This window comes from Sulfitobacter sp. M368 (assembly GCF_025141875.1).
GTDB lineage: Bacteria > Pseudomonadota > Alphaproteobacteria > Rhodobacterales > Rhodobacteraceae > Sulfitobacter > Sulfitobacter mediterraneus_A.
In genome coordinates this window covers 38922-61558 of the sequence record NZ_CP081115.1, presented here as the reverse complement: position 1 = coordinate 61558, position 22637 = coordinate 38922, and the positions used below count along the sequence as shown (strand labels likewise).

At 58.4% G+C, this 22637-nt stretch carries 19 protein-coding genes; 10 read left to right on the top strand and 9 right to left on the bottom strand.

The window, feature by feature from the left end:
* Positions 1-124 precede the first annotated feature (124 nt).
* Genes K3754_RS19685 through K3754_RS19665 form a run of 5 tightly spaced genes read right to left on the bottom strand, consistent with a single transcriptional unit; the run spans position 125 to position 6685 of the window.
* Complete coding sequence (locus K3754_RS19685; protein WP_259943612.1) at positions 125-1663, bottom strand: indolepyruvate oxidoreductase subunit beta family protein; 1539 nt, start codon at positions 1661-1663, stop codon at positions 125-127.
* Positions 1660-3810 (bottom strand): indolepyruvate ferredoxin oxidoreductase subunit alpha, encoded by a 2151-nt coding sequence (locus K3754_RS19680; RefSeq protein WP_259943610.1) that lies wholly within the window; start codon positions 3808-3810, stop codon positions 1660-1662. Before K3754_RS19680 ends, K3754_RS19685 begins: the two co-directional genes overlap by 4 nt.
* A 41-nt stretch (positions 3811-3851) precedes the next feature.
* Positions 3852-4331, bottom strand: coding sequence for a MarR family winged helix-turn-helix transcriptional regulator (locus tag K3754_RS19675; RefSeq protein WP_259943608.1), 480 nt, complete (start codon positions 4329-4331; stop codon positions 3852-3854).
* Positions 4328-5890, bottom strand: a complete 1563-nt coding sequence (locus K3754_RS19670) for an NAD(P)/FAD-dependent oxidoreductase (protein ID WP_259943606.1) — start codon at positions 5888-5890, stop codon at positions 4328-4330. Before K3754_RS19670 ends, K3754_RS19675 begins: the two co-directional genes overlap by 4 nt.
* Positions 5891-5893: 3 nt before the next feature.
* Positions 5894-6685 (bottom strand): cyclase family protein, encoded by a 792-nt coding sequence (locus tag K3754_RS19665; RefSeq protein WP_259943604.1) that lies wholly within the window; start codon positions 6683-6685, stop codon positions 5894-5896.
* A 137-nt stretch (positions 6686-6822) separates the two neighbouring features.
* On the opposite strand from K3754_RS19665, the gene K3754_RS19660 reads away from it, so the two are divergent.
* The 6 genes from K3754_RS19660 to K3754_RS19635 all read left to right on the top strand — a co-directional run bounded on the left by K3754_RS19660 (position 6823) and on the right by K3754_RS19635 (position 13531).
* Entirely contained in the window at positions 6823-8391 is a 1569-nt protein-coding gene (locus K3754_RS19660) for an NAD(P)/FAD-dependent oxidoreductase (RefSeq protein WP_259943602.1), read from the top strand.
* A 38-nt stretch (positions 8392-8429) separates the two neighbouring features.
* On the top strand, positions 8430-9956 hold the full coding sequence (locus tag K3754_RS19655; protein ID WP_259943599.1) for an ABC transporter substrate-binding protein: 1527 nt from the start codon (positions 8430-8432) through the stop codon (positions 9954-9956).
* Between the two features lie 63 nt (positions 9957-10019).
* Positions 10020-11030, top strand: a complete 1011-nt coding sequence (locus tag K3754_RS19650; RefSeq protein ID WP_259943596.1) for an ABC transporter permease — start codon at positions 10020-10022, stop codon at positions 11028-11030.
* On the top strand, positions 11023-11874 hold the full coding sequence (locus tag K3754_RS19645; protein ID WP_203212545.1) for an ABC transporter permease: 852 nt from the start codon (positions 11023-11025) through the stop codon (positions 11872-11874). Before K3754_RS19650 ends, K3754_RS19645 begins: the two co-directional genes overlap by 8 nt.
* Positions 11871-12740 carry an ABC transporter ATP-binding protein gene (locus K3754_RS19640; protein WP_259943594.1) on the top strand — a complete coding sequence of 290 codons (870 nt, stop codon included), beginning with the start codon at positions 11871-11873 and terminating at the stop codon, positions 12738-12740. Before K3754_RS19645 ends, K3754_RS19640 begins: the two co-directional genes overlap by 4 nt.
* Entirely contained in the window at positions 12740-13531 is a 792-nt protein-coding gene (locus tag K3754_RS19635) for an ABC transporter ATP-binding protein (protein WP_259943729.1), read from the top strand. Before K3754_RS19640 ends, K3754_RS19635 begins: the two co-directional genes overlap by 1 nt.
* A gap of 168 nt (positions 13532-13699) precedes the next feature.
* Here K3754_RS19635 and K3754_RS19630 read toward each other — a convergent pair whose 3' ends face one another.
* Both K3754_RS19630 and K3754_RS19625 read right to left on the bottom strand, forming a co-directional pair.
* Positions 13700-14689, bottom strand: a complete 990-nt coding sequence (locus K3754_RS19630; RefSeq protein ID WP_259943593.1) for a ParB/RepB/Spo0J family partition protein — start codon at positions 14687-14689, stop codon at positions 13700-13702.
* Entirely contained in the window at positions 14686-15888 is a 1203-nt protein-coding gene (locus K3754_RS19625; protein WP_203212548.1) for an AAA family ATPase, read from the bottom strand. The genes K3754_RS19630 and K3754_RS19625 overlap by 4 nt, the downstream gene beginning before the upstream one ends.
* Before the next feature lie 618 nt (positions 15889-16506).
* Between K3754_RS19625 and K3754_RS19620 the strand changes: the two genes are divergently transcribed.
* A complete protein-coding gene (locus K3754_RS19620) occupies positions 16507-17508 on the top strand; it encodes a replication initiation protein (RefSeq protein ID WP_025048587.1) in 1002 nt (333 codons plus the stop codon).
* A gap of 9 nt (positions 17509-17517) precedes the next feature.
* Positions 17518-18645 carry an aminotransferase class V-fold PLP-dependent enzyme gene (locus K3754_RS19615; RefSeq protein WP_259943727.1) on the top strand — a complete coding sequence of 376 codons (1128 nt, stop codon included), beginning with the start codon at positions 17518-17520 and terminating at the stop codon, positions 18643-18645.
* A 10-nt stretch (positions 18646-18655) separates the two neighbouring features.
* Here the strand turns inward: K3754_RS19615 and K3754_RS19610 are convergent, their stop codons facing one another.
* Positions 18656-19822 (bottom strand): pyridoxal phosphate-dependent aminotransferase, encoded by a 1167-nt coding sequence (locus K3754_RS19610; RefSeq protein ID WP_259943724.1) that lies wholly within the window; start codon positions 19820-19822, stop codon positions 18656-18658.
* A gap of 91 nt (positions 19823-19913) precedes the next feature.
* On the opposite strand from K3754_RS19610, the gene K3754_RS19605 reads away from it, so the two are divergent.
* Entirely contained in the window at positions 19914-20639 is a 726-nt protein-coding gene (locus K3754_RS19605; protein WP_259943721.1) for an SDR family NAD(P)-dependent oxidoreductase, read from the top strand.
* A gap of 65 nt (positions 20640-20704) precedes the next feature.
* On the opposite strand, the gene K3754_RS19600 is transcribed toward K3754_RS19605, so the two are convergent.
* Positions 20705-21463 (bottom strand): MBL fold metallo-hydrolase, encoded by a 759-nt coding sequence (locus K3754_RS19600; RefSeq protein ID WP_203212470.1) that lies wholly within the window; start codon positions 21461-21463, stop codon positions 20705-20707.
* A 39-nt stretch (positions 21464-21502) separates the two neighbouring features.
* On the opposite strand from K3754_RS19600, the gene K3754_RS19595 reads away from it, so the two are divergent.
* Positions 21503-22624, top strand: a complete 1122-nt coding sequence (locus tag K3754_RS19595; protein WP_259943719.1) for a pyridoxal phosphate-dependent aminotransferase — start codon at positions 21503-21505, stop codon at positions 22622-22624.
* The last annotated feature ends 13 nt before the right edge of the window (positions 22625-22637 follow it).

Below are 22637 nucleotides of genomic sequence, written 5' to 3'. Positions count from 1 at the left end.
GGATAAGCCCCACCCAATTCTACCGATGCTAGAGTGGTGGCACGAGAATGTGGCGCAATTTAGACAGCTTGCCTCAAATCCTAACAATGACCGCGATTTTTTGATTTAATTGGTTAACGCTCTGTTAAATAAAGCTTCTGATCGTCTGTATGGCACCGTCCAGCGCCTTGCCGTCCGGGTCTTGCAGTGCCGCTTCGCGCAGACGTGCGACCCATTCCGCCGCATCCTCGCGCCCGTCCAACAGTTTGGCGGCCTCCATCACCTTGGCAAACTTCGACAGCCCCCGCGCATGGGTGTCCGAGTATCCTTTGATAAGCCGTCTGCATTTCAACAACTCGACGGACAGCGCATAGTCGCGTTCCAACGGGGCAAGACTGTGGTGCAGCCATTCCTTCAAATGGGCCTGTTCGACCTCATGCCGCCGCGTGCGCCGCCGATATCCCTTCAGCCCGCCCAGCAGATGCAGCATCACAAAAGACCGCAACCGATGCGTCCGCAGCCGCCGACCCTTGTTGAACAACCGGTCCAGCAGCGCCATGCGGCGCGGGCTGGCCTCCCATTTCGCGCCTATCTTCGCGGGCATCAGGCTGGCAATCTCTTCGGCGCGGGGATGAAAAAACTCCGTCAGCTCTAGCACCTGCCCATCGCCGACATTCATCTCGCCATTGATCCGGTCAAACCTTGTGCTGCGTGTCTTGAGATCGGCCACCCGAATGATGTCATCATAGACCATCGCATTGGCAACATATTTTGCCGCCGCAGCGCTCAGCGCCCAGTCATGCGCCGCAGTGTCACGGGCCAAGACACCCTCAAGATGATCAAGGTATTCACCGCCATAGGCACAATCGAGAAAATCCACGACCTTGGCCAAACCGGCCTTTGCCATGTCTTGCACAGGGTCCGGCATCGCGGCAATCCGCGCCATCAAGGCCTGCCAGTCTTTCATCATTGCGGGCGGGCCGCTGACCTGAGCGCTGTCCGCTGCAACTGCCGGTGCCTCCAAGGCCGCCCCTTCACCCTGCGCCGCCTCAAACCCGGCGGCAAAACCGCGTAAGGAGGCTTCGACCCCTTTGCCGCCCGCGCGGATCGCCTCTTCGAACGCGGCGCGGGGAAACGGCAAGGCGCCTGATCCTGCCAAAGCGCCAAACAGGCTGGAGGAAATCACCGACCCCTGTTCAATGGCCAGCTTGTCCATATCCGCAAGGATCAAACGCTGCGCAGCAATCTCTGCTGCGGCGCGCACTTCATCGGCATCGGCAATCCCGTCACCGGGAGCCATTTTCTCAGACACTGCAAGCGCCCGATGTGTCGATCCAATCAAGGTGGTACGATCCGGCGTTACAAAGCCGCGCATGATGGACCGGCCCACCTCCATCATCTCGGCGGCGATCATCACATCCACATCACCCCCCGACGGGGCCAGCGCAAAAACCGGTGCCTGATCGCTCTTTGGGGTCATCTCAACATAATAGATTGTCGCGCCCGTCCGCTGGGCCACGCCCGCCACCGATGTCGCCTGACACGCATAGCCCTGCGCCCGCGCCAAGGCTTCGATCCAGCCGGTCAAAACGCCGCCGCCCTGCCCGCCCACGGCCAGCACCGCCAGCTTGATGATCTGCCCCACGCGGGCATCCGGGGTCTTTTGTTGCAAGACCATATTCATTGGCCCGTCCCCATGACAGCCAATCGTTTGCCCGCCCGCCGCCGTTGCAACCAGCCAATGACCCGCGCCCTGAGCCCGGCCCGCCAGCGTTCAAATCCGCCGGGGTTATGCACCACATCGGCCCGATAAAACGATGGGCACAGAACCGCAGCATCCGCCACCTCGCCGCAATTTCCACAGCCCACACAAGTTTGATCAATATGCGCAACCGGATCATCGCGCAGCGGATCGTCCAGCCGTTTCAATGACAAAGACGGACAGCCCGACAACCGGATACAGGCGTGATCGCCCGTACACACATCCGCGTCCACACCAAAGCGCGGCACATCCACCCGCCGCCCTTCCTTGATCGCGGCATTGCGCAGGGGTTTTTCCCGCCGCTGTTTGTTCAGCATACATTCGGAAGAGGCCACGATCACCTTGGGTCCTTTGAAATCCGTCAGCAATGCCTCGCGCACCGTGTCGCGCACCTTGGCCACGTCATAGGTGTGATCAATCTGGCGGATCCATTCCACCCCCACGCCCTTGAGCGCGGCAGAGATCGGATTGCCCGTTGATTTGGTATCGTTATGCGCCCGAGAAGACAGAACATCCTGCCCCCCCGTCGCGGCGGAATAATAGTTATCGACAATCACAACAACATTGTCGGACTTGTTGAACACCATGTTCCCGATCGAACTGGACAACCCGTTGTGCCAGAACCCGCCATCCCCCAGCATCGAAATGGCCCGCCGTTCGCCGCCCCCGTCAAAGGCCGCATTGGCCGCTGGTCCCAGGCCATAACCCATCGTCGCGCCGCCAATCTCAAAGGGCGGCAAAGAGCCAAACAAATGGCATCCGATATCGCCGGTGATCTGGTGCTTGCCCAGTTCCTGTTCAACCAGCTTCATACCCGCAAAAATCGGCCGTTCGGGGCATCCTGTACAAAATCCCGGTGGACGGATCGGCACGGTCTTGCTCAGGTCCGGGATCTGCGGCGCTTCGGCATTGGGCGCACGCACCTTGCCCGGCAACATCTCCGGCGCGGCGGCTTTTAAAAATGCCGTGACCCCGTCCAGCATCACCTGTCCGGTGTATTCCCCCGCCATCGGCAAGACGTCCTTGCCATAGAGCTTGAGCTTGGCCCCCGCCTTGTAAAGGAACGCGCCAAGCTGCTGTTCGATATGCTCCGGCTGGCCTTCCTCGACCACCAGAATATGATCCTTGCCCGCACAGAAGGCGTCAAATTCGTCTCTCACAATGGGATAAGTGACGTTCAGGCAGTAAATCGGCACCTCGGTCTTGCCAAAAACATCGGCCAGCCCAAGCCGCTGCAAGGCGCGGATCAACCCGTTGTACATCCCGCCCTGCACCACGATTCCCAGCGGCGCTTTTTCGGGGCCAAACACCTCGTTCAGCTTGTTCTTGGTGATAAACTTTTCCGCCGCCGGCCAGCGGTTCTTGATCTTGTCCTGCTCGTGCACATAGCTCATCGGCGGCAGCACAACCCGGTTGAAATCCGACTGCGGATTGGCAATCGCCTGTTTCACCGTCAGCGGCGGCGCAACATTGTCGCGAGTTTCAAAGCTGCCGGTCACATGGCACGACCGGATGCGCACCATCAACATCACCGGCGTATTGCTGGCCTCGGACAGCTCAAAACCGTCTTTCACCGCCTTGGTGATCGACGGCAGGTTCGGGCGCGGGTCGAGCAGCCAAAACTGCGATTTCATCGCAAAGCCGTGGGACCGTTCCTGCATGATCGACGATCCCTCGCCGTAATCCTCGCCCACGATAATGAGCGCCCCGCCATTGACGCCGCTGGAACACAGGTTCGCCAAGGCATCGGACGCCACATTGACCCCGACCGGCCCTTTAAACGTCACCGCGCCGCGAATGGGGTAATGCACCGACGCGGCCAACATGGCCGCCGCCGCCGCCTCGCTTGCGTTGGCCTCAAACCGCACGCCCAGCTCGGCCATCAACTCCTCGGCGTCCGCCAGAACATCCATCAAATGCGAGATCGGCGCGCCCTGATAGCCGCCCACATAGCCCACACCATTCTCCAAAAGCGCCTTGGTGATCGCCAGAATCCCTTCACCGGTGAATGTGTCACCTGCACCCTTGCGCAGATGCTCCACCTCCGCTTTGAATGACCGTTCAGCCATGGTTGAAACTCCGGTTCTTGTCTCTGGGCGCGGCTTTGCGCTTAGAAATCGTGCTTGCGAATGTTGCGCAGCATCTTTTGCAACGTGCCGACAAAGGCCCGCTTCTCATCTTCATCGATGCCGACAAACATCGCCTCATAGGCCGCCGCCATATGCGGCCAAAGCCGCTCGTAGGCTTCGCGTCCGGTGTTGGTCAGAAACACCCGCGTGGCGCGGCTGTCGTTCTCGTCGGTCTCCCGGCGGATCAACCCGTTCTGCGCCAGTTGGTCCAGCGCCCGGCTGAGTGTCGATTGTTGCACCACCGCATAGACCGCCAGTTCGCGGATCAGCACTCCATCAACCACAGACAAAACCGCCAGTGACCGCATCTGCGGTGTGGTCAGACCCAACGCCGCCATCTCCGAATTGATCGCCGCGTTATACCGCCCAATAATCCGGTTCATCAGATAGGGCGCAAAGTTCTCCAGCCCCATTTCCCCAAGGCGGGGGGATGCCACGTCAGCGTCTTTCATATCGGTCATGCACCAAGCCTTTTTGCCACGTTGAAACCTGATCCTCCGCCTAGCCCCGGACCGGGATGGGTGGAAGCACCAATATGAAAAAGCCCGGCAACGTCGGTGTCATTGTTCACCTGCCCAGCCTGCGGCCGCCAGACAAAGAACTGATCCATCGCGCAGGCCCCGCCATAGGGATCACCGCCGACCAGATTGATGTTCATCTGTTCCAGATCAGCAGGGGAATAGGCCCGCCGCTTCAGCTTGATCTGATCCCAGTTGCGGATATGCGCAGACAGGATCGCTTCGATACGGTCGGCGTAGGCTTCGCGCATCGCCTCGGTCCAGTCCGGCACAGTGTCGATCTCGCCCGCCGCATCACCCTTGATCACGCTTGGCGCATCCGGGATCTGGAGCCACAGCAACGCCTTGCCCTCGGGGCAGCGGCCGGGATCCATCTTGTGCGGTTGCCCAACACAAATCGTTGGCCGCTCGGGCAACATTCCACGTTCAGCTTCATTGCTTGATTTAGAGACTGAATCGACCCCGTCCGCCAAATGGATCAGTGCCACATCATCCAGCCCTTCGGCAGCCCAATCCACCGGGCCGTCCAGCGCAAAATGCAGTTGGAAATTGCCCCGCCCATGGCGGAATTTCTTGGTGTCATCCGGGCGCGGCTGATCGGCCAGCAACCCGTCATAGAGTTGCCCCGGCGCGGTGCTGGCAATCACATTGCCCGCCTCGATCCGCTCGCCCGTCGCGGTCTGCACGCCCACTGCTTTGCCATTCTCAATCAGGATCTTGGCCGCCTCAACACCCGTGCGGATTTCCCCGCCATTCGCCTTTATCAGAGAGGCAAATGCCGCCGCCGCCTGCCCTGCCCCGCCTTTGACAACCGGCGCGCCCGCCGCCTCAAGGGCAAAGGCGATGACCCGCGCCATTTGGCCGCCATAGCTGGCCTCGGGCGTCAACCCCACATGCAAAACCCATGGCGCCCAAAGTGCCTGAACATCTGCGCTTTGATACCGTGTTTCCAACCATCCGCGGGCCGGTTCCAAAGCTGCCCCGAACCAGGCCTTGAGCGGGGTCAAACCACGCTTCCACGCCTGTTTCGCCAACAGCCACGCCGTCTGCCGGGACCACAAAGGTTGCCCCAGCAGCGCAAACAGAAACTCCGCATCCTGCTCAATCGCGCCCACATCTGCGCGGTGCTGATCGCCATCCCCTGCGGCACGGGCATTGAATGCGGCGACATTGGCGTCGCGATCCATGCTCAGCGTCAGGGCCGATCCATCCGGTCGCAACACCGCTGTCGGATGCTGTGTGTGACAGAACTCCAACCCGTGTTTCGCCAGATCCTCGCCCAAGGCCCCATGCGCCGGACCGGTCAGAAACAGAACAAAGGTCGCCGCCATCACATCGTGATGATATCCCGGCAATGTCACATCATCCGAAGTGTACATACACCCGCCAATGCGGTCTTCGCGTTCAATCACCAGCACGCTGTCGCCCTTGCGCGCCAGCATCGCGGCGGCCACCAATGCATTGATGCCCGACCCGATGATCAGATGGTCAACCTTTGACACCCGTCAGCCCTTGGGAACCAAAGCCAATGCCCGGATAGGGCTGCCTGTGCCGTTCTTGATCTTTAGCGGCGCGGCAATCAGGATCGCGCCCTTGGCGGGCAGTTTGTCCAGATTGGCCAGTGACGCCAGACCAAAGCAATTGTCGCGGTGCAGCAGGTTATGCGCCGGATAGGGCGGCTCCATTCCACCCGCTTGGCCCGCGTCCGTGCCAATGCACTGCGTGCCCCAGCCAACGATTTTCTTACTCAAAAGATATTCAATGCAATCCGGCGTCGGGCCGGGGCTGTGCGGGCCGGTTTCATCGGCATTCAGGAACTTGTCTTCGTCATCAACACGGCTGTCCCAATCGGTCCGCATCACAACCCATTCGCCTGCGCCAATCTCGCCATGTTCCTTTTCCCAGGCCTTCACCCCATTGGCGGTCAGCAGGAAATCCTCGTTCTCGGCACTTTCTTTTGAGCAATCGATCACGTTCACCGGCGCAACCAGACGCTGCACATCCAGTTTGTCAGTATAACCGTCCGGATAATCCTTGCCGGTGATCCAGTGATGCGGCGCGTCAAAATGGGTGCCGGAATGCTCCCCCAACACCATCCAGTTCCAGGCAAAGAACGGGCCGTCATTGTCATATTCACTGATCTTGTGGATCTCGACCTTGGGCGTGTTCTTGGCAAAATCCGGTGGCAGCTGAAGGATTGGCGTGTCCGGGCCAAGCACCCCGGAACAATCCACAACTTCCACTCCACCAGAGGCCAGCATCGCCCCCAAATTGCTTACGACATCCGCAGCGCTCATGTTTCTCACTCCCTGAAGGTTGCGCGATTTTGCTCCGCGCAATGTTTGTCGCGTGTTGGCCACGCAGGTTTGGATGAATCAATGCTAGACAAGTTTACATGCATTTGCAATTATCTTGTTCGGGAGGATCGTCAGAAATGGCCAGCGAACCGGACGCGATATTCATCGGCGCAGGGCACAACAGCCTTGCCTGTGCATGCCATTTGGCAGCGCGCGGTTGGTCCGTTGAGATCTTTGAACAAGCGGCCGAACCCGGCGGCGCGGTCAAGACCGGCGCATATACCCTGCCGGGGTTCCGCCACGATTGGGCGGCGATGAACCTGTCGCTTTTTGCCGGATCGGCCTTCCATACAGAGCATGCAGAGGAGCTGGCCAAACATGGACTGGCCTTTGCACCCACGGGCAATCCCTTCGCAAGTGTGTTCCCCGATGGGCGCTGGCTTGGTATCTCCAATGACCCCGAGATCACCAAGGCTCGCGTGCGTGGTTTTTCCGATGCCGATGCACAGGCCTGGCAAGATCTGACAGACGGTTTTCCGGACATGGCAGATTCGATTTTTGCCGTGTTGGGCAGCCCGATGAATTTACGTGCATTTTCATCCTTAGGGTGGAAGACATGGCGCAAGCGCGGCGGCGGCGGCACGCTTGATCTGGCCCGATTCATGATGATGTCGCCCCGCGCATGGCTTGATCAGACCTTTGAAAGTGACCACGTCAAAGCGACCCTTGCCGCCTGGGGCATGCACCTCGATTTCGCGCCCGATATTGCGGGCGGCGCGGTTTTTCCCTATCTCGAAGCGATGGCAGGTCAGGCCTTTGGCATGGTTCTGGGCCAGGGCGGCGCAGACACGATGACCAAGGCCATGATCAAGATGATCGAGGCACGTGGCGGCAAGGTGCATTGCAACGCCGAGGTGACAGCGATCGAACAGGCCGGCGGTCGCGCCACGGGTATTACGCTGGCTGATGGCCGTTTCATTGGCGCCTCCAAGGCCGTGATTGCCAATGTCGCGCCCTCAGCCTTGATGAAGCTGACCGGCGGCACCGGCGATGCGCGTCACGAGACCGCAATGACCGGATTTCAACACGCTCCCGGCACGATGATGATCCATCTGGCGATGGACGCCCTGCCCGATTGGTCCGCGCCGGAACTCAAACGTTTCGCCTATGTGCATCTGGCCCCGTCGATGGATCAGATGGCCCGCACCTATGCGCAGGCCAAGGCCGGATTGCTGCCCGATGAGCCCGTTATCGTTTGCGGACAACCCACCGTGGTTGATCCCTCGCGCGCCCCTGAGGGCAAACATGTATTGTGGTTGCAAGTGCGCATGGCGCCGGGCGAAATCAAAGGCGATGCCGCTGGCACCATTCCTGACACAAATTGGCAGGATGCCGCGACGCCCTTTGCCGAACGGGCCCTTGATATTGTCGAACGTTACGCCCCCGGCACACGGGACAAGATCCTTGGCCAGCATATCGTCACACCGGACATGTTGCAGGCCGACAACCCCAATCTGATCGGCGGTGATCAGGTCTGCGGCAGCCACCATCTGCACCAACATTTCATGAACCGGCCCGCCCGCGGCTATGCCGACGGCAGCACGCCGATCAAACATCTTTATCACACCGGGGCCGCCGTTTGGCCCGGTGGCGGAACAGGCGCGGGGCCCGGCACCCTGTTGGCCAAAAAACTTGTCGGAAAATAGCAAAGAACCAACAAAATCAAAGATCAGGGAGATCCAGAATGACACTTTCAAGAAGAAGCCTGCTCAAGTCCTCAGCCGCAGCCGCGACATTTGCCGTCGTCGGCCTGCCCAGTTTTGCCCAAGCGATTGACGAATTGGTCATCGCCTACAACGTCAACCTGCCCAGCTGGGATCCGACCGTCGGCCTATCTGCGGTAAACCCGACCATTCAAGGGTTCTACCAATCAGTTTTTGACCTCTTCATCCCGCAGAACACTGACCTCAGCTTTGGTTCAGGCATCATCACGGACTACGGATGGAACGACGACCGCAGCGCGATCTGGATGGATGTGCGGGAGGGCGTCACCTGGCACAATGGCGATCCATTGACCGCCGAAGATGTGGCCTGGTCCCTGACCCGCGCCGGCAATCCTGACAGCGGCAACCCGATCCAGTTCATCTGGGGCAAGGTCAACAATATCCAGACAGACGGCAACCGCGTGACCGCCGACATGCCGGAATATGAACCGACGTTCTTTAAATGGATGTCCTTCCTCACCGGCTATGTCATGCCAAAGAAATACTACGAAGAGGTCGGCGCGGAAGGCTTCGAAGCGGCCCCCGTCGGCACCGGCCCCTATATGGTCGAAAAATTCGAGCGCAACGCCTTTGTCCGCTTGAAGGCCAACGAGAATTACTGGGGCGGTGCGCCGGAGTTCAAGACGGTGACGATCAAGTTTGTGACCGACGCCGCCAGCCGTGTGGCAGAGGTGGAATCGGGCAACAGCCATGTCACGCTCGAAGTCCCTTATGAAGAATTCGACCGCCTCAAAGCCAAGGACGGCATTGAGGGCGTGGCCGCGCCCATTTCCGATATCGGGATGATTTTCCTCAATGATATAGAGGTGATGACAGACCCCAACGTGCGCAAGGCCGCCGCCCATGCCATCGACAAATCATTGATCATCGAACGGCTTCTCTCGGGCTACGGTGTGCCCATCGACACGCTGCAAACTCCCGATTACGTCGCCTATGACGACAGCATCAAGGTGCCTTACGATCCGGAAAAATCCAAGGAACTGCTGGCCGCTTCCGGCTATGGTCCTGACAATCCGGTCAAGTTCAAGATCCAGACCACCAAGGGCTTCAAACCCAAGGATTACGAGATGGTGCAAGCCATCGTGGGCCTCTGGCGCCGGGTCGGCATCGAAGCAGAGATCGAGGTTTACGAGATCGCCAAACACTTCGAGCTGCGCGCCGCAGATCAACTGGCCCCGGCCGCCTTCTACAACTGGGGCAATTCCGTGGGCGATCCGACCACCTCGACCGGCTTTGCGATGTTCGGCCCCTCGCCGCATTCGGTCTGGGACGGTGAGGATACGTTTAACGCGATCCTGCCGCTTTGGGGCGAGGCGGATGAGGCCAAGCGGATCGAGGGCTGGAAAGCCGTCGACAAACGCATCGCCGAAAACGCCGAAGTCATCCCGCTGCTGCAGTATGTGCAACCGATCCTGCACAGCTCTGCCGTCAAGGTCACGCCGCACCGTTCTGGCGCGTTGCTGCCGCACCTGATGACCCGCGCATAAGAACCACCCTGGAACTGGCGGGGCTGGTGCAAACTGGCCCCGTCCTTTTTCGAACGGACCTTCATGACACTCCTGCGCCTCATCCTTTTGCGGATATTGACCACCGCAATCACGCTGTTTGGTGTGGCGGTGATCGTTTTTGTTGTTATCCGCGTGGTGCCCGGCAACCCCATCGCCATGATGCTGCCGCCCGGTGCCACCGATGCCGATATCGCACGGCTTCAGGCGCAATATGGTTTCGACAAATCCATATTCGAACAGTTCATCATCTGGCTTGGCGGTGTGATGCAGGGCGATTTCGGCACCTCGATCTCCCTGCGCCAACCGGTCTCGATGCTGGTTCTGGGCCGCCTGCCCGCCACGCTTGAACTGTCGATCTTTGCCTTGGTGATCGCGGTGGTGATCGGTGGCACAATGGCCCTGACCGGCACCCGCTATCGCGACACCAAGACAGAAGGCGCCATTGACGTCAGCGCGGGCATGGCCCTGTCGGTGCCGGATTTCCTCTGGGGTTTGGTGTTAATCTTACTTTTTGGGGTGCTTTGGCCGGTTTTCCACATCTCCGGACGGATCTCTCCTTCGCTCAACATTGATTTCACGACGAATTTTTATGTTTTCGAGTCCCTGTTTCGCTTGCGGTTTGATGTCTGGCTCGACCTGCTGAGCCATATGTTCATGCCTGCCCTTGCCCTGGCCATCCCCTTGGCCGCAATCATTGCACAGCTATTAAAACAGTCTCTAAAGGAGACCATGCATCTGGATTACGTGACCCTCGCACGCACCAAAGGCTACAGCGAACATCACGTTATCACCCGCGAAGCCCTGCCAAATGCGATCCTGCCCACGTTAACTCTTGTCGGGGTGCAATTTACCTTTCTGATAGGAGGCACGGTGATCATCGAACGGCTGTTTTCTTATGAAGGATTGGGAAACATGGCCATTGATGCCGTGATCAACCGCGATCTGCCGCTCATTCAAGGCATCGTGATCCTGTTTGCCCTGCTCTTTACCCTCGTAAATCTGGCCGTTGATATGCTCTACGTCGTTCTGAACCCCCGCCTGCGCCATGCGTGACGCACGAGGAGACATAAAGCGGCCCATCGGACTGCGTTTGTGGCTTTCGGGGGGATGGTTAACCCTTTTGGCGCTGGCCGCGATCTTTGCGCCGCTCATCGCGCCTCAAGATCCGCTGGCACAAGATCTGTTCACATCCCGCCTGCCGCCCTTCTGGGATGCCAAGGCAGAACCCGGATACTGGCTTGGCTCGGACTCACTGGGCCGCGATGTGCTGTCGCGTATAGTCTATGGTGCGCGTTTGGCTCTGATCGTGGCGCTTGTCGCGGGAACATTGACCTGTCTCGTTGGCGGCACACTTGGCCTCATCGCCGGCTATTACCGTGGCTGGCCGGATCGGATCATCAGCCGCTTTGTCGATATCTGGATGGCCTTTCCACCCGTCCTCTTTGCTATTTTGCTGATTGCGGTTCTGGGGCCGGGGTTGATGTCGATCATCATCGCCATCGTCGTGATCGACTGGACCCGTTTTGCCCGTGTGATCCGTGCCGAGGCGATGAGCCAGGGGGTGATGGATTATGTCGCCTCTGCGCAAGTTGCCGGGCGTGGAAAATTCGGCACGATGATCACCGAAATTCTGCCCAATGTCCTACCAACCATGGTCGCCCTGTTAACTCTTGAGATGGGGATTGCCGTCATCGTGGAGGCGATCCTCAGCTTTGTGAACCTTTCAATCTCTACCGATAGCCCGACATGGGGCGGCATGATCTCCGAGGGGCGCACATCGGTGCATCAGGCTTGGTGGGTGCTGGTTTTCCCACTCATCACACTTTTCCTGACGGTCCTCAGCTTCAGCCAACTGGGCGAAGGGCTCAAAGATCGCTTTGATCCGGTGCTGCGATGAAACCGTATCTCTCCATTCGCAATCTGTGTGTCACCCTCAAACATGGGGCGCCAATCCTGCGATCGGTGTCCCTGGATGCGTCTGCCGGTCAGGTGCATGGGCTGGTGGGGGAATCCGGTGCCGGTAAGTCCATGATCGGCAAGGCGGTTCTGGGCACCCTGCCCCGTGCCCTGCGCATCCAATCGGGCGAGATCTGGTTGGACGGCGTCGATCTGTTGACCCTCCCCGCGCAAGAGCGGCGCAAGCGCATCGGCAGCACCGCCGCCTTGATCCCGCAAGATCCGCTTACCGCCTTGAACCCATCCCGGCGCATTGGGCCGCAAATCACCCGACGTCTGGTCGATATTCTGGGTTGGCGCAAAGCCGTCGCCGAGGCACGCGCGTTGGAGCTATTGGCAGAGGTGCATATTCCCGATCCGGCCCGCGTGATGCGCAGCTATCCGCATGAGCTGTCCGGCGGTATGCGTCAGCGTATTCTAATCGCCTCCGCCTTTGCTGCCGAACCCAAGTTGATCATTGCAGACGAACCGACAACGGCCCTGGATGTGACTGTGCAAAAGCAAATCCTGCGCCTGATCGCCGATATGCAGGCGCGTCACGGCACCGCGCTTCTGTTTGTGACCCATGACCTCGGTGTGGTGTCCAAAGTCTGCGATACGCTGTCGGTGCTCTATGCTGGCAAGGTTGTGGAGGACGCAGGGATGCACCGCTTTTTCATGCGGCCGGTTCACCCCTATTCCGCCGCATTGCTTGCCGCGACACCGACATACACCAATCCCACGGGAAGCCTGACACCTGTTCCGGCGACAGTGATAGAAGACGTGGAAACCGAAGTGCGCCAACATGACATAAGGGCCGGCGGATGATGTATCAGGTCAAGGATCTCCGGCTGTCTTTCCCCGACATGGCGCACAAACCGCTTTTTGGCGCCGCGCCTCGCATCGAGGTGCTCAAAGGCGTCAGCTTTGACCTGCCCAAGGGCGCGGTGTTGGGCATCGTCGGCGGGTCCGGGTCCGGCAAATCGACGCTCGGCCGTGCGATGCTACGGCTTCTGGAGCCCGACACCGGGCAGATATTGTTCGATGGGCAGGATATTACCCATATGCCCGAAGATGGCCTGAGAGGGATGCGCAGGCGCTTTCAGATGATTTTCCAAGATCCAATGTCTTCCTTGAACCCGCGCCGACGTGTGGGCGGCATCATCGCTGGCCCCCTCCGCTTGCACGGGTTCGAAGATGCACCCGCACGGGTGGCAGAGGCGCTGGATATGGTTGGTTTGCCGCGGCATTTCGCCCAGAGATTTCCGCATGAACTGTCGGGAGGCCAACGGCAACGGGTTGGTATCGCGCGCGCCATTGCCCTGCGTCCTGACTTCATCCTTGCGGATGAGATCGTGTCGGGGCTTGATGTCTCGTCCCAGGCGCAGGTGCTGAACTTGCTTGAAGAACTGGTCAAGGAACTGGGGCTGACGTTGGGATTTATCAGCCATGATCTTTCCGTGATCCGCCGCCTGTGTGACCGAGTACTGGTTCTGCACCACGGCGAAGTCGTTGAGGATTCGGAGACAGCCGCGCTTTTTGACGCTCCGAAAGCCGAGTATACGCGCGAGTTGCTGGATGCGATCCCCTTGCCGGACCCTCATCAGAACTGGACCTGATTGCCCATGGGCAATTTTGTACTTTTCAAGCCTTATCAAACCTTTAGGCCTATTTCGCCTTGTCAATTCGAGCCAAAGCAAGAAAAAAGGGAGAGGCTGATGCCCCTCCCCCTTAAATTCTTATCTCGTTGATAAATAACAACTTCCCAAAACTTGCCCATGGGCAACTCAGCCTTTGCGCGCCTTCAAGTAATTTTCGAAGGCACCCATCAAGGAGGCGTCGGAAAGCGATGCATCAAACTCCATCTGGACCTGATTTCCGCGTTTCTTGACCATGATCCCCCGCTCCCCCGGCGAACGGCGGTATAGCTTTCCAGTCTTTGCTTTTGGCGTTTTAGGCTTGGGGTTTCCGGCTGCAACCAAACGTTTGAAAACATCCGCAGCCTCGACATAACCGCCCTGCCCCTTCGCCGCGCGTTTCTGTACGCCCGCGAGATGCATCGCCTCTTCCAGAACGCCCGCGGCCTGTTCAGGCACGCTCAGCAATGGTTTGAGCGCACGCGCATGGCGCTCCTTGATGTCGCGCTTGCTTGCGAAAGCATCAAGAACCTCTTCGGGCATTTTGGCCAGAACCAGATACCGGGAAAGCCATGGCGGGCTCACCTCCAGCCGCTCTGCCATCGCCTTTTGCGATCCATCATAATAGAGACGGATCGCCTCGGCATAATCGACAGCCCGTTCATAATCGGAGATGTCTTCGCGATCTCTGTTCTCGATATCGGCCAGACGAAAGGCCTCTTCGTCCGTAAGGTCGCGCACTTCAACCAGATAGCGGAACTGCGGATAATTATGCGCCCGCAACCAGCTGACGGCAAAGTGTCGCCGCGCACCGCAGATCACCTCAAATTCGTGCTCTTCCCCCGACAGACGCCGGACAATCGCGGGAAACTCCTGCTGACCCTGCGCCTTGATCCCGTCGATCAGATCGCGGCAGTTGTCCTCTGTCAGAAGCGCATAATCACGGTTGTGTCGTTCCCACATACGGCAGCGGGCCGGGTCCACTTGATAAAGTGTCTTCTCCTGCATTTCGCCTGACATGCGTTCCCCAATGGAGGTGGACCGCTTGAGGAACCGCGCCCCCGCGCGTTCGGCAGATGGGGCAGGGGTGTCGAGCCCGCTCAGGACATCGTCAAAAATGGCATCGTGTTTTTTACTCATAGCAAACCTTCCTTGCGCAGGGCGCTGTGATGGCTGGGCCAGGTCTTGCGGATCAGAAGCTCAATCTCTGCGTTGACCGCATCCAGATAGGCCCGGCAGCGTTTGTGCGTTTCGGTCCGCACACCAGGACCGGTCAGCTCGTACACCGTTGAAAGATTGGCCGCTGCATTGTCGATTTCAGCAGAATCTTTCAAAACGGCACTCATCATATCCATGGGAAACACCGCCTCCATCATGCGTTTGATCGCTTGATGCGCGGATTTCCCATCGTTCATCTTTGTCGCTAGAATTTTAACAAAAGAATAATCACGCGCACCGCCAGCGCGGGCCAGCTCTTCCAGAGTAGCGCCCATCATCTTGAGAAAATGCGCGGTGGAGCCAAAATCGATGTTGTTCGGCGGGGCTGGGATCACCAGTGCATTGGCGGCCCGCAACACGGACAGTGACAGCATGCCCAGGGCAGGGGGCGGGTCGAGCAGGATTACATCGAAATTGTCCTTTATGCTCTCAATACCGTTGCGCAGCCGGTCGAGCACAAATGTACTGTCCCGCGCCATTCGCGCGGCAAATTCATATTCCGCATCATAAAGCCCGAGGTTTGCGGGGATCAGCGCAATTCCGGGCCAATAGGTGGCACGCAGCGCATAATGCAAGCTGGCTGGCCCACCATGGCGGAAAAACGGGTAAAGGGTATCATCGTCCTCATCCACATCAACATCCGGATTCAAACCGAACATGGAGGTGGTGCTGGCCTGGCTGTCACAGTCGATCACACAAACACGATAGCCCTTGAGGGCAAGATATTGCGCCAGATGACAGACCATCGTTGATTTCCCGACACCGCCTTTGAAATTCTGGATCGCCAGGACCATCGCGGGGTCATCGGGTTGCCGATGGGGCAGGGTGCCAAAGACGTCCCGCATGGTGTTGACCTGCGCAAGACTGTAGCCGCTGCGGCGGCCGGTTTCGGGATCTTTGTCGGGCGGCGGCAGACGGCCATCGGCCTCGGCATCGCGGATCAACTTGTCACTGCGTCCCACCATTTCGGCGGCGCGGCGGACATTAAACCGCAGATCAAGCGACTTGGACGCGCCGGGCGCAAAAACACGTTCGCGCAGGCGTTCAATCACGGTGCTGGCGCGATCGCTAAGATTGGCCAATTCGGTTAGGGTGACGGGGGGAAGGACGGGCTGCTGCATCGGGGCCTCATTTATTTGCTCTGCGAATCATGGACTGTTGTTCTGGAGCGCTCAAGTGTGAAGTTTCACGAAAACCATGCAAAAAGTCGGAAATCCGAGGCACAGGTCATTTTCTTTGGATATTTCGGCATTTGCCTGCAATGCATAGCCTTTTTGCGAAGGAAACACCCGAAAAGTAAGCTATGGGATCAATCGCGCCCAATGGGTCCTAACCGGCGCTGATCTTACCCTTTAAAACAGAATTTGAAAAACCCCTATGGTTCAGGATTCTTAGTGTTCTGTGTTCGGGCTTGCCAATGCCCTTTGTTTTATGGCGTATCAGTGCCTAACACTTACCTTTTGGGGCGGATCGGCAAACCTTTTGGGAGGGCTAGCCTTACCTATCGGGGCGATTCCCCTTACGGATGGGTTGAGGGTTAAACCTTACGTTTTGGGTGGCTGATCTGAGAGCCACAGAACATGCTAGGATAAGCCTATAGAACAGGGGTTTGCGAATCATTGGGTGCGAATCGGCGTCGGTCAGGACTTACAAATTGGGTGATAGACCGCTCCAGAACCCTATGATAGCTTACGCGAAACGAGCAACAAAAGTAAGAATACTGGGTAAGACAATAAAGCATGAGCAAAGCTTACCGAACCGTTGATGCGCGGCCAAACGCGCAAACGCTGGTCAAACCCGGCGAGCTGGTGGACCTGGTCGAGGTGACGCCGCTGACCTTGGCTGACCGGCGGATTTACAATCAGCTGCTTGAGAACGCATGGGACGCGATCGAAAAACCGGTAACGCATGTGATCTCCAAATCCGATCTGCGCGGATCGCATAATTCCAACGATCGGGTGGGCGGGTCGATTGAGCGGCTGATGGCCTCGATTGTCAAAGTGCAGGTCATGCGGGACGGCGAGCCGGCAATTGAACGGGTGCAGCTTCTGGGGGGGAACGTCGAAACAACGCGGCGGGACGGGTTGCTCGAATATGAGATTCCGCAACGGCTGCGGCGGATCATCAAGGACAGCACAGTGTTTGCGCGGTTGCAGCGCGAGGTGATGTTTGCGCTGTCCTCGAAATATGCGCTGACGCTTTATGAGATGGTGCAAAAACGTGGCAATCTGCGCTGGCGGTCCTCGGAAAAATTCAGTCTTGAAGATATGCGCGGTGTGCTGGGCGTGCCCAAGGGCAAGTTGACCTCTTGGTCGAACCTGAAGCTGCGGGCGATTGATCCGGCGGTGGAGGAGGTTTCGGCGCTGAGTGACTATATCGTTGAGGTTGATCCGATCAAAACCGGGCGGCGGGTCACGCATATTGAACTGCGCTGGTGGCGCAAGGATGCGGGCGGCGAGGCAGAGGTGGAGCGCGAGTTGCAGTTTTCCTCGGTGGGGCGCAAGGAACGTGCAACAGCCAAGGCCGAAGCCATGCGGCCGCGCCCGGATTGGCTGGATGCGAAGGGCGCGGCGTTGCGGACAGAGACCTATGAGACGGCCAAACTGCGGTTTCCCGGATATGACATTTACTTTGTAGAGGGGGAATGGCGGGCATGGGCGGCGGGCAAACCGCCAGCGCGTGATCCCGACAAGGCCTATCTGGCATTCTTTAAGACCTTTGCCGAAAACAACCCAATTTAGAGACTGATCATGACAGAGACATCGGGCGATCCGGCCTATTTCCTTTACCATTCGATTGGCCAGTATCCGGGCAAGGCGGCGGAGATGGCCAAGGCGCTAACCACGTTTTCAGACACTTGGGGCGCGTTGGACGATGAGCAATGGCCAAATGTCCTGACAGCAAGGGCAGAGTTTATCGACCTCTGGCGCGATCTGATTGATGCGCCCGAAGGTACGTTGACCAGCGCAGAGAATGTGACGACAGGGCTGTTCTCCGTTCTGGGCGGCCTGCCACCAGAGTATCTGCGCGGCAAGCGGGTGTTGGTTGCAGCAGATTGTTTTCCGTCGCTGCATTTTCTGCTGAACGGGATGCAGGATCGGTTGGGATTTACGTTGGAGACAGTCCCTGTGCGGCAGGGGGATTTCTGGGTCCGTGATGAGGATATGATTGCGGCATGGGGGCCGGATGTCGGTCTTGCGCTTCTGACATTTGTGACCTCCACTTCTTCGCACCGCTGTGATCTGGACACGCTGTTGGCGCATGGCCGGCAGATGGGGTCGTTGGTGGGCTTGGATCTGACCCAGGGGATCGGGATCATACCGTTTTCGCTGGATGATCATCCGGTTGATTTTGTGTTGTCCACCACCCTCAAATGGCTGTGCGGCACGCCCGGCGCGGGGATCATCCAGATGCGGGAGGATCTGTTGAAGACCGTCAAGCCGGAGCTGCGCGGATGGTTTTCGCAGGACAATCCGTTTTCATGGGATCTGGATGCTTTTGACTATGCACCCGATGCGCGGCGGTTTGAACATGGAACGCCCTCGGTTTTGGCCTGTGTGGGATCGGTGCCCGCGTTGAAATGGCACGCAGGGCAGGGAGGGCTTTTGTCGCATAATCGAAAGCTGACCAAGTCGATTATGGATCATGCAGAAGAGATGGGGTTGCCGCTGGCCACGCCAAAGGACGAGGCGGCAAGGGGCGGCTCCGTGATGTTGCAATTGCCAGAAACAGCCGACCCTGCTGCCTTGGTTGACGGATTGCGAGACGCAGATGTGCATGTGGATTGCCGGGGCCGGATTTTGCGGATATCACCCGGCGCGGTGACCAAGGACCACCACGTGGATCGCTTGTTCCGCGGTCTTAAACCCTATGTATAGAGACTGATTTCTACAGCAAGTCGTTGAAGAACCTCTGCATCCGGTCCATCGCCTCCCGCAGCACATCCATGTCGGCGCAACCAAAGCACACCCGCAGATGCCCTTCGCCAGCATCACCATAAAAGCTGCCTGCCTCGACCACCACACCGGTTGCCGCCAAGAGCATGTCGGCGCAGTCTTGTGCGGTCAGGCCGGTGGCGGTGATGTCGGGAAAGGCGTAGATCGTCCCCTCCACCGGGGCGCAGGTCACGCCGGGCATCTGGTTCAGCCGCGAGACAACCAGATCGCGGCGTTCCCGGTCGCGATCGACCATGCCTTGCAAGATTGCGGGGTCTCCTGTGAGGGCGGCCAAAGCACCGTGCTGCACAAAGGTGTTCACATGGGTCACTTCGTTGGTGGTGATTTTCATCATTGGTCCAATTAGAGACTGATCTGCAGCGATATAACCCAGACGCCAGCCGTCCATGGCATGGGCTTTGGTGAAGGCAAACATGGAGATTGTCCGCTCCTTCATGCCGGGCAGGGAAGCGATAGAAATATGTGCGGCGTTGTCATAGGTGATCTCTTCATAGACCTCGTCAGAAAGGACCAGCAGATCGTATTCCTGCGCGAGATCCGCGATGATCTGTAATTCGGCGCGGGTATAGACCCGGCCCGTAGGATTGCAGGGGTTGATCAGCGCAATCACCTTGGTCGCGGCGGTGATATGTGGCTCTAACAAAGTACGGTTGATGGCAAAACCGTTTGCAGCATCCAAGGGTGCGATGGTGACTTTGGCGCCTGCAAGCTCTGCCTTTCCGATATGCTGGGGATAATAGGGGGCGAGCAAAAGCGCCTCATCTCCCGCATCCAGAAAGGCCATAAAGGCGGCAAAGGAGGCCTGTGTCAGACCATTGGTCACGATCACCTCATCTGCGGCGATATCCATGGCATTCTGGCGGCGCAATTTGTCCGCGATGGCGTCGCGCAGCTCGGGAATGCCTTGCAAGTCGGAGTAGTGCACATGACCCGCCTGCAGCGCGGCGATGGTGGCGTCTTTGATGTGTTGGGGGGTGTCTTCTGCGGGCATGCCCAATTCGAGATGGATCAGATCACCTTTCATCTGGACGGCCTTGGCAAACATGCCAAAGTTTTTGGGTGAGGTTTCTGTGATCCGGCGGGCAGGGCGGATGGGCATGGGCGTTCCTTGCATCGAAATTTATATGCGTTTACATTTAAATCTGCCTAACCTGCCATTGCGCAGAAGGCCACCATAAAAGGGGATCATCATGGGTAGGATTGCGGTTGTCACCGGTGCGGCGGGCGGCATGGGCCGTGCGATTGTTGCAAAGCTGATCGCGGATGGCATGCATGTTATCGGGCTGGATCTGGACGGTGCTGCGCTGGCCGAGATGGAAGCGGAGGAGGGATTTGAAGGGATTGCAACGGATCTGACAGACCCAGACGCCATTTCGGCAGCTTTTGAAAAAATTGCAGCAGACCATCGCGGTGTTGATGCGCTGGTGAACAATGCGGGCACCTGTTTCATGTCTGAGTTTCCGGACATACCCGTGGCGGAATTCGAAAAGCAGATGGCGCTGAACTTCTCGGGTGCATTCCATTGTTGCCAAGCGGCGATCAAGCTGATGGAAGGCCGTGACGGGGTGCGCAAGATCGTCAATATCAGCTCAAACGGGGCGTATAATTTCGATGCTTTCGATCCGCCGCATTATCGTGCTTCCAAGGCGGCCTTGGATACCTTGACCAAAGATCTGGCGCGGCGGTTTGCGACGGATAAAATCGCGGTCAATTCGATTGCGCCAGCGATGACCGAAACGCCGCTGTTTAATGTGGTGAGCGAGGACGTGCTGGCAGAGGCGATTGCGCAAATGCCGCATGGACGGGCGATGCAACCTTCGGAAATTGCAGCTTGGGTCGGGTTTTTGATCTCTCCTGCGGGGGATGTGTCCAGCGGCAATGTGATTATCCTGAACCAGGGGCGCGATGTGCGTTGATTTGTGCTGCCCAAATTGCAGAATTTTTCCAAAATTCTGCAAGATTTTCTTAGAATAAAATCACCTCAATCAAACCATTCCGGCGCTTTTTTGAGGGTCGGCCATTGTTCGGGGCTGTGGCCGTAGATGACCAGCGCGCCGCGTTCTGATGCCAGTTTCATCAGCCGGTCGCCATGGTGGATGGCCAGATCGTCATCCCATGATCCGGCAAATTTCTCGTCAATCTCGGAGGCGCGGCTGATTGCATCGGAGGTGAGCAGAACCCAGCCTGTTTGCGGCAATTGCACCATAAAGGCCAGTTGGCCGGGGGCATGACCGGGGCAGAGCAAGACCTCAAATCCGGGGCCAAGATTCATATCCGACCGCACCAGATGATAGTCGCGATCAGGCCAGTCCATCATCTGTTTTCCGGACCAATACAGCGGGCGGGGCAGGGCGCGTTCGGCGGCGGAAATCAGGATCGGCGCATGGGGAAAACCGGCCATATCGCCAACGTGGTCGATGTGGGTATGACTTTGGATCATCAGGGTGACATCGGATTTGGCCAGCCCCAGTTTGGCCAGTTGCGGGCCGGGCATGTTTTCGGGGGTCACGGACAGAACGCGGCCAAAGCTGCCCAGTTCGTCCTCGGCGGTGGCGGCCTCTGCATCGTGGGCGTATTTTTCGGGAAAGCCGGTGTCGATCAACACCACTTCGCCAGCGTCGGTTTCCACCACAAAGCCGCAGATTCCGATGGTGCGCGGGCCGGAATGGACCTCGAACAACCCGTAATCGAGCACAGCGAGGCGTTTCGGTTTGCCCTTCAGCGTAACTTGGCTTTTCATGTGGCGATCCCCCTTGGGGCCATAAGCAAAGGCGGCGCAATGAAAGTCAAGATTCACACCCTGTTTCAATACCTGTTGGAAACAACAGATGCGGAGCCGGAGGCGATTGTCGGGTTCTCCTTGGCGGAATCGCCCAAGCTGGGGGAGTTCATAGCGGATCTTGATCCGGACTTGCCGTTGGATTGGAACAACCGAGATTTTCGCGGGTTGCCCGAATTGCGGGACCATGTTCTGGCGCAGGCAGGGTTGAGCGGGCTTTGTTCGGCCGCGGATGTGTTGATCACAGCGGGTGCGGCGGAGGCGAATTATCTCGCGGTGATGCAGCTTTTGCAGCCGGGGGACGAGATCGTGATCGAAACGCCGGGTTGGCCGCAGGCGGAGGTGCTGGCCAAGGCGATCGGGGCCAAGGTGGTCAAGGTACATCGGCAGGAGGCAGATGGTTGGCATTTGCCGCTGGACCGGGTTGCGGAGGCGGTGACGGACAAGACCAAGATGATTTTCATCACCAATCCAAACAATCCCACGGGTGATTTATTGCACGCGGATGAACTGGCGGAATTGGCGCGGATCGCGGGGCGCGTTGGTGCGTGGCTGTTGGTGGATGAGGTCTATGCGGGGCTGGAATGGGAGGGCAGTCGCGCGCCGTCGATTGCGGGAATGTATGAACGCGGGATTACTACGGGATCGGTGAGCAAGGCCTTGGGGTTGCAGGGGCTGCGGACGGGCTGGTTGATCTGCCGCGATCCTGAGTTGGTGATGGATTCGGTGATCCTGCGGGAGAATTCCAGCGAGATTATGAACATCATGGGCGAGGTGATTGCCGAAGTCGCGCTGCGCCCGGATCGCTACGACGCTGCGATGGACAAGGCGCGGCGCGAAGGTGCGGCCAATCTGGCCAAGATGGACGCGTGGGTTTCGGCGCAGTCCGGGCTGTCCTGGATCAAACCGCGTGCGGGATTGATCGGGCTGGGGCGGCTGCCCGAAGGGATTGACAGTGATGCCTTTGCCAAGCGGCTGCTGGCGGAGCCATATCGCACATTCCTGCTGCCGGGCAGTGCATATGAGCAACCCAATCATATCCGGCTGGGGGTTGGTGGCGGCGCGGCCGTGAACCTGATGGAGGGGCTCGATCGGTTGGGGCGTGCTTTGGCTGAATATTGACAGCATTGCTAGC

What these genes read in the sequence shown, in the direction of transcription:
- K3754_RS19685 (WP_259943612.1), bottom strand. Translation starts at nt 1,663, where the DNA reads ATGAATATGGTCTTGCAACAAAAGACCCCGGATGCCCGCGTGGGGCAG.
- K3754_RS19680 (WP_259943610.1), bottom strand. Translation starts at nt 3,810, where the DNA reads ATGGCTGAACGGTCATTCAAAGCGGAGGTGGAGCATCTGCGCAAGGGT.
- K3754_RS19675 (WP_259943608.1), bottom strand. Translation starts at nt 4,331, where the DNA reads ATGACCGATATGAAAGACGCTGACGTGGCATCCCCCCGCCTTGGGGAA.
- K3754_RS19665 (WP_259943604.1), bottom strand. Translation starts at nt 6,685, where the DNA reads ATGAGCGCTGCGGATGTCGTAAGCAATTTGGGGGCGATGCTGGCCTCT.
- K3754_RS19660 (WP_259943602.1), top strand. Translation starts at nt 6,823, where the DNA reads ATGGCCAGCGAACCGGACGCGATATTCATCGGCGCAGGGCACAACAGC.
- K3754_RS19655 (WP_259943599.1), top strand. Translation starts at nt 8,430, where the DNA reads ATGACACTTTCAAGAAGAAGCCTGCTCAAGTCCTCAGCCGCAGCCGCG.
- K3754_RS19650 (WP_259943596.1), top strand. Translation starts at nt 10,020, where the DNA reads ATGACACTCCTGCGCCTCATCCTTTTGCGGATATTGACCACCGCAATC.
- K3754_RS19645 (WP_203212545.1), top strand. Translation starts at nt 11,023, where the DNA reads ATGCGTGACGCACGAGGAGACATAAAGCGGCCCATCGGACTGCGTTTG.
- K3754_RS19640 (WP_259943594.1), top strand. Translation starts at nt 11,871, where the DNA reads ATGAAACCGTATCTCTCCATTCGCAATCTGTGTGTCACCCTCAAACAT.
- K3754_RS19635 (WP_259943729.1), top strand. Translation starts at nt 12,740, where the DNA reads ATGTATCAGGTCAAGGATCTCCGGCTGTCTTTCCCCGACATGGCGCAC.
- K3754_RS19630 (WP_259943593.1), bottom strand. Translation starts at nt 14,689, where the DNA reads ATGAGTAAAAAACACGATGCCATTTTTGACGATGTCCTGAGCGGGCTC.
- K3754_RS19625 (WP_203212548.1), bottom strand. Translation starts at nt 15,888, where the DNA reads ATGCAGCAGCCCGTCCTTCCCCCCGTCACCCTAACCGAATTGGCCAAT.
- K3754_RS19620 (WP_025048587.1), top strand. Translation starts at nt 16,507, where the DNA reads ATGAGCAAAGCTTACCGAACCGTTGATGCGCGGCCAAACGCGCAAACG.
- K3754_RS19615 (WP_259943727.1), top strand. Translation starts at nt 17,518, where the DNA reads ATGACAGAGACATCGGGCGATCCGGCCTATTTCCTTTACCATTCGATT.
- K3754_RS19610 (WP_259943724.1), bottom strand. Translation starts at nt 19,822, where the DNA reads ATGCCCATCCGCCCTGCCCGCCGGATCACAGAAACCTCACCCAAAAAC.
- K3754_RS19605 (WP_259943721.1), top strand. Translation starts at nt 19,914, where the DNA reads ATGGGTAGGATTGCGGTTGTCACCGGTGCGGCGGGCGGCATGGGCCGT.
- K3754_RS19600 (WP_203212470.1), bottom strand. Translation starts at nt 21,463, where the DNA reads ATGAAAAGCCAAGTTACGCTGAAGGGCAAACCGAAACGCCTCGCTGTG.
- K3754_RS19595 (WP_259943719.1), top strand. Translation starts at nt 21,503, where the DNA reads ATGAAAGTCAAGATTCACACCCTGTTTCAATACCTGTTGGAAACAACA.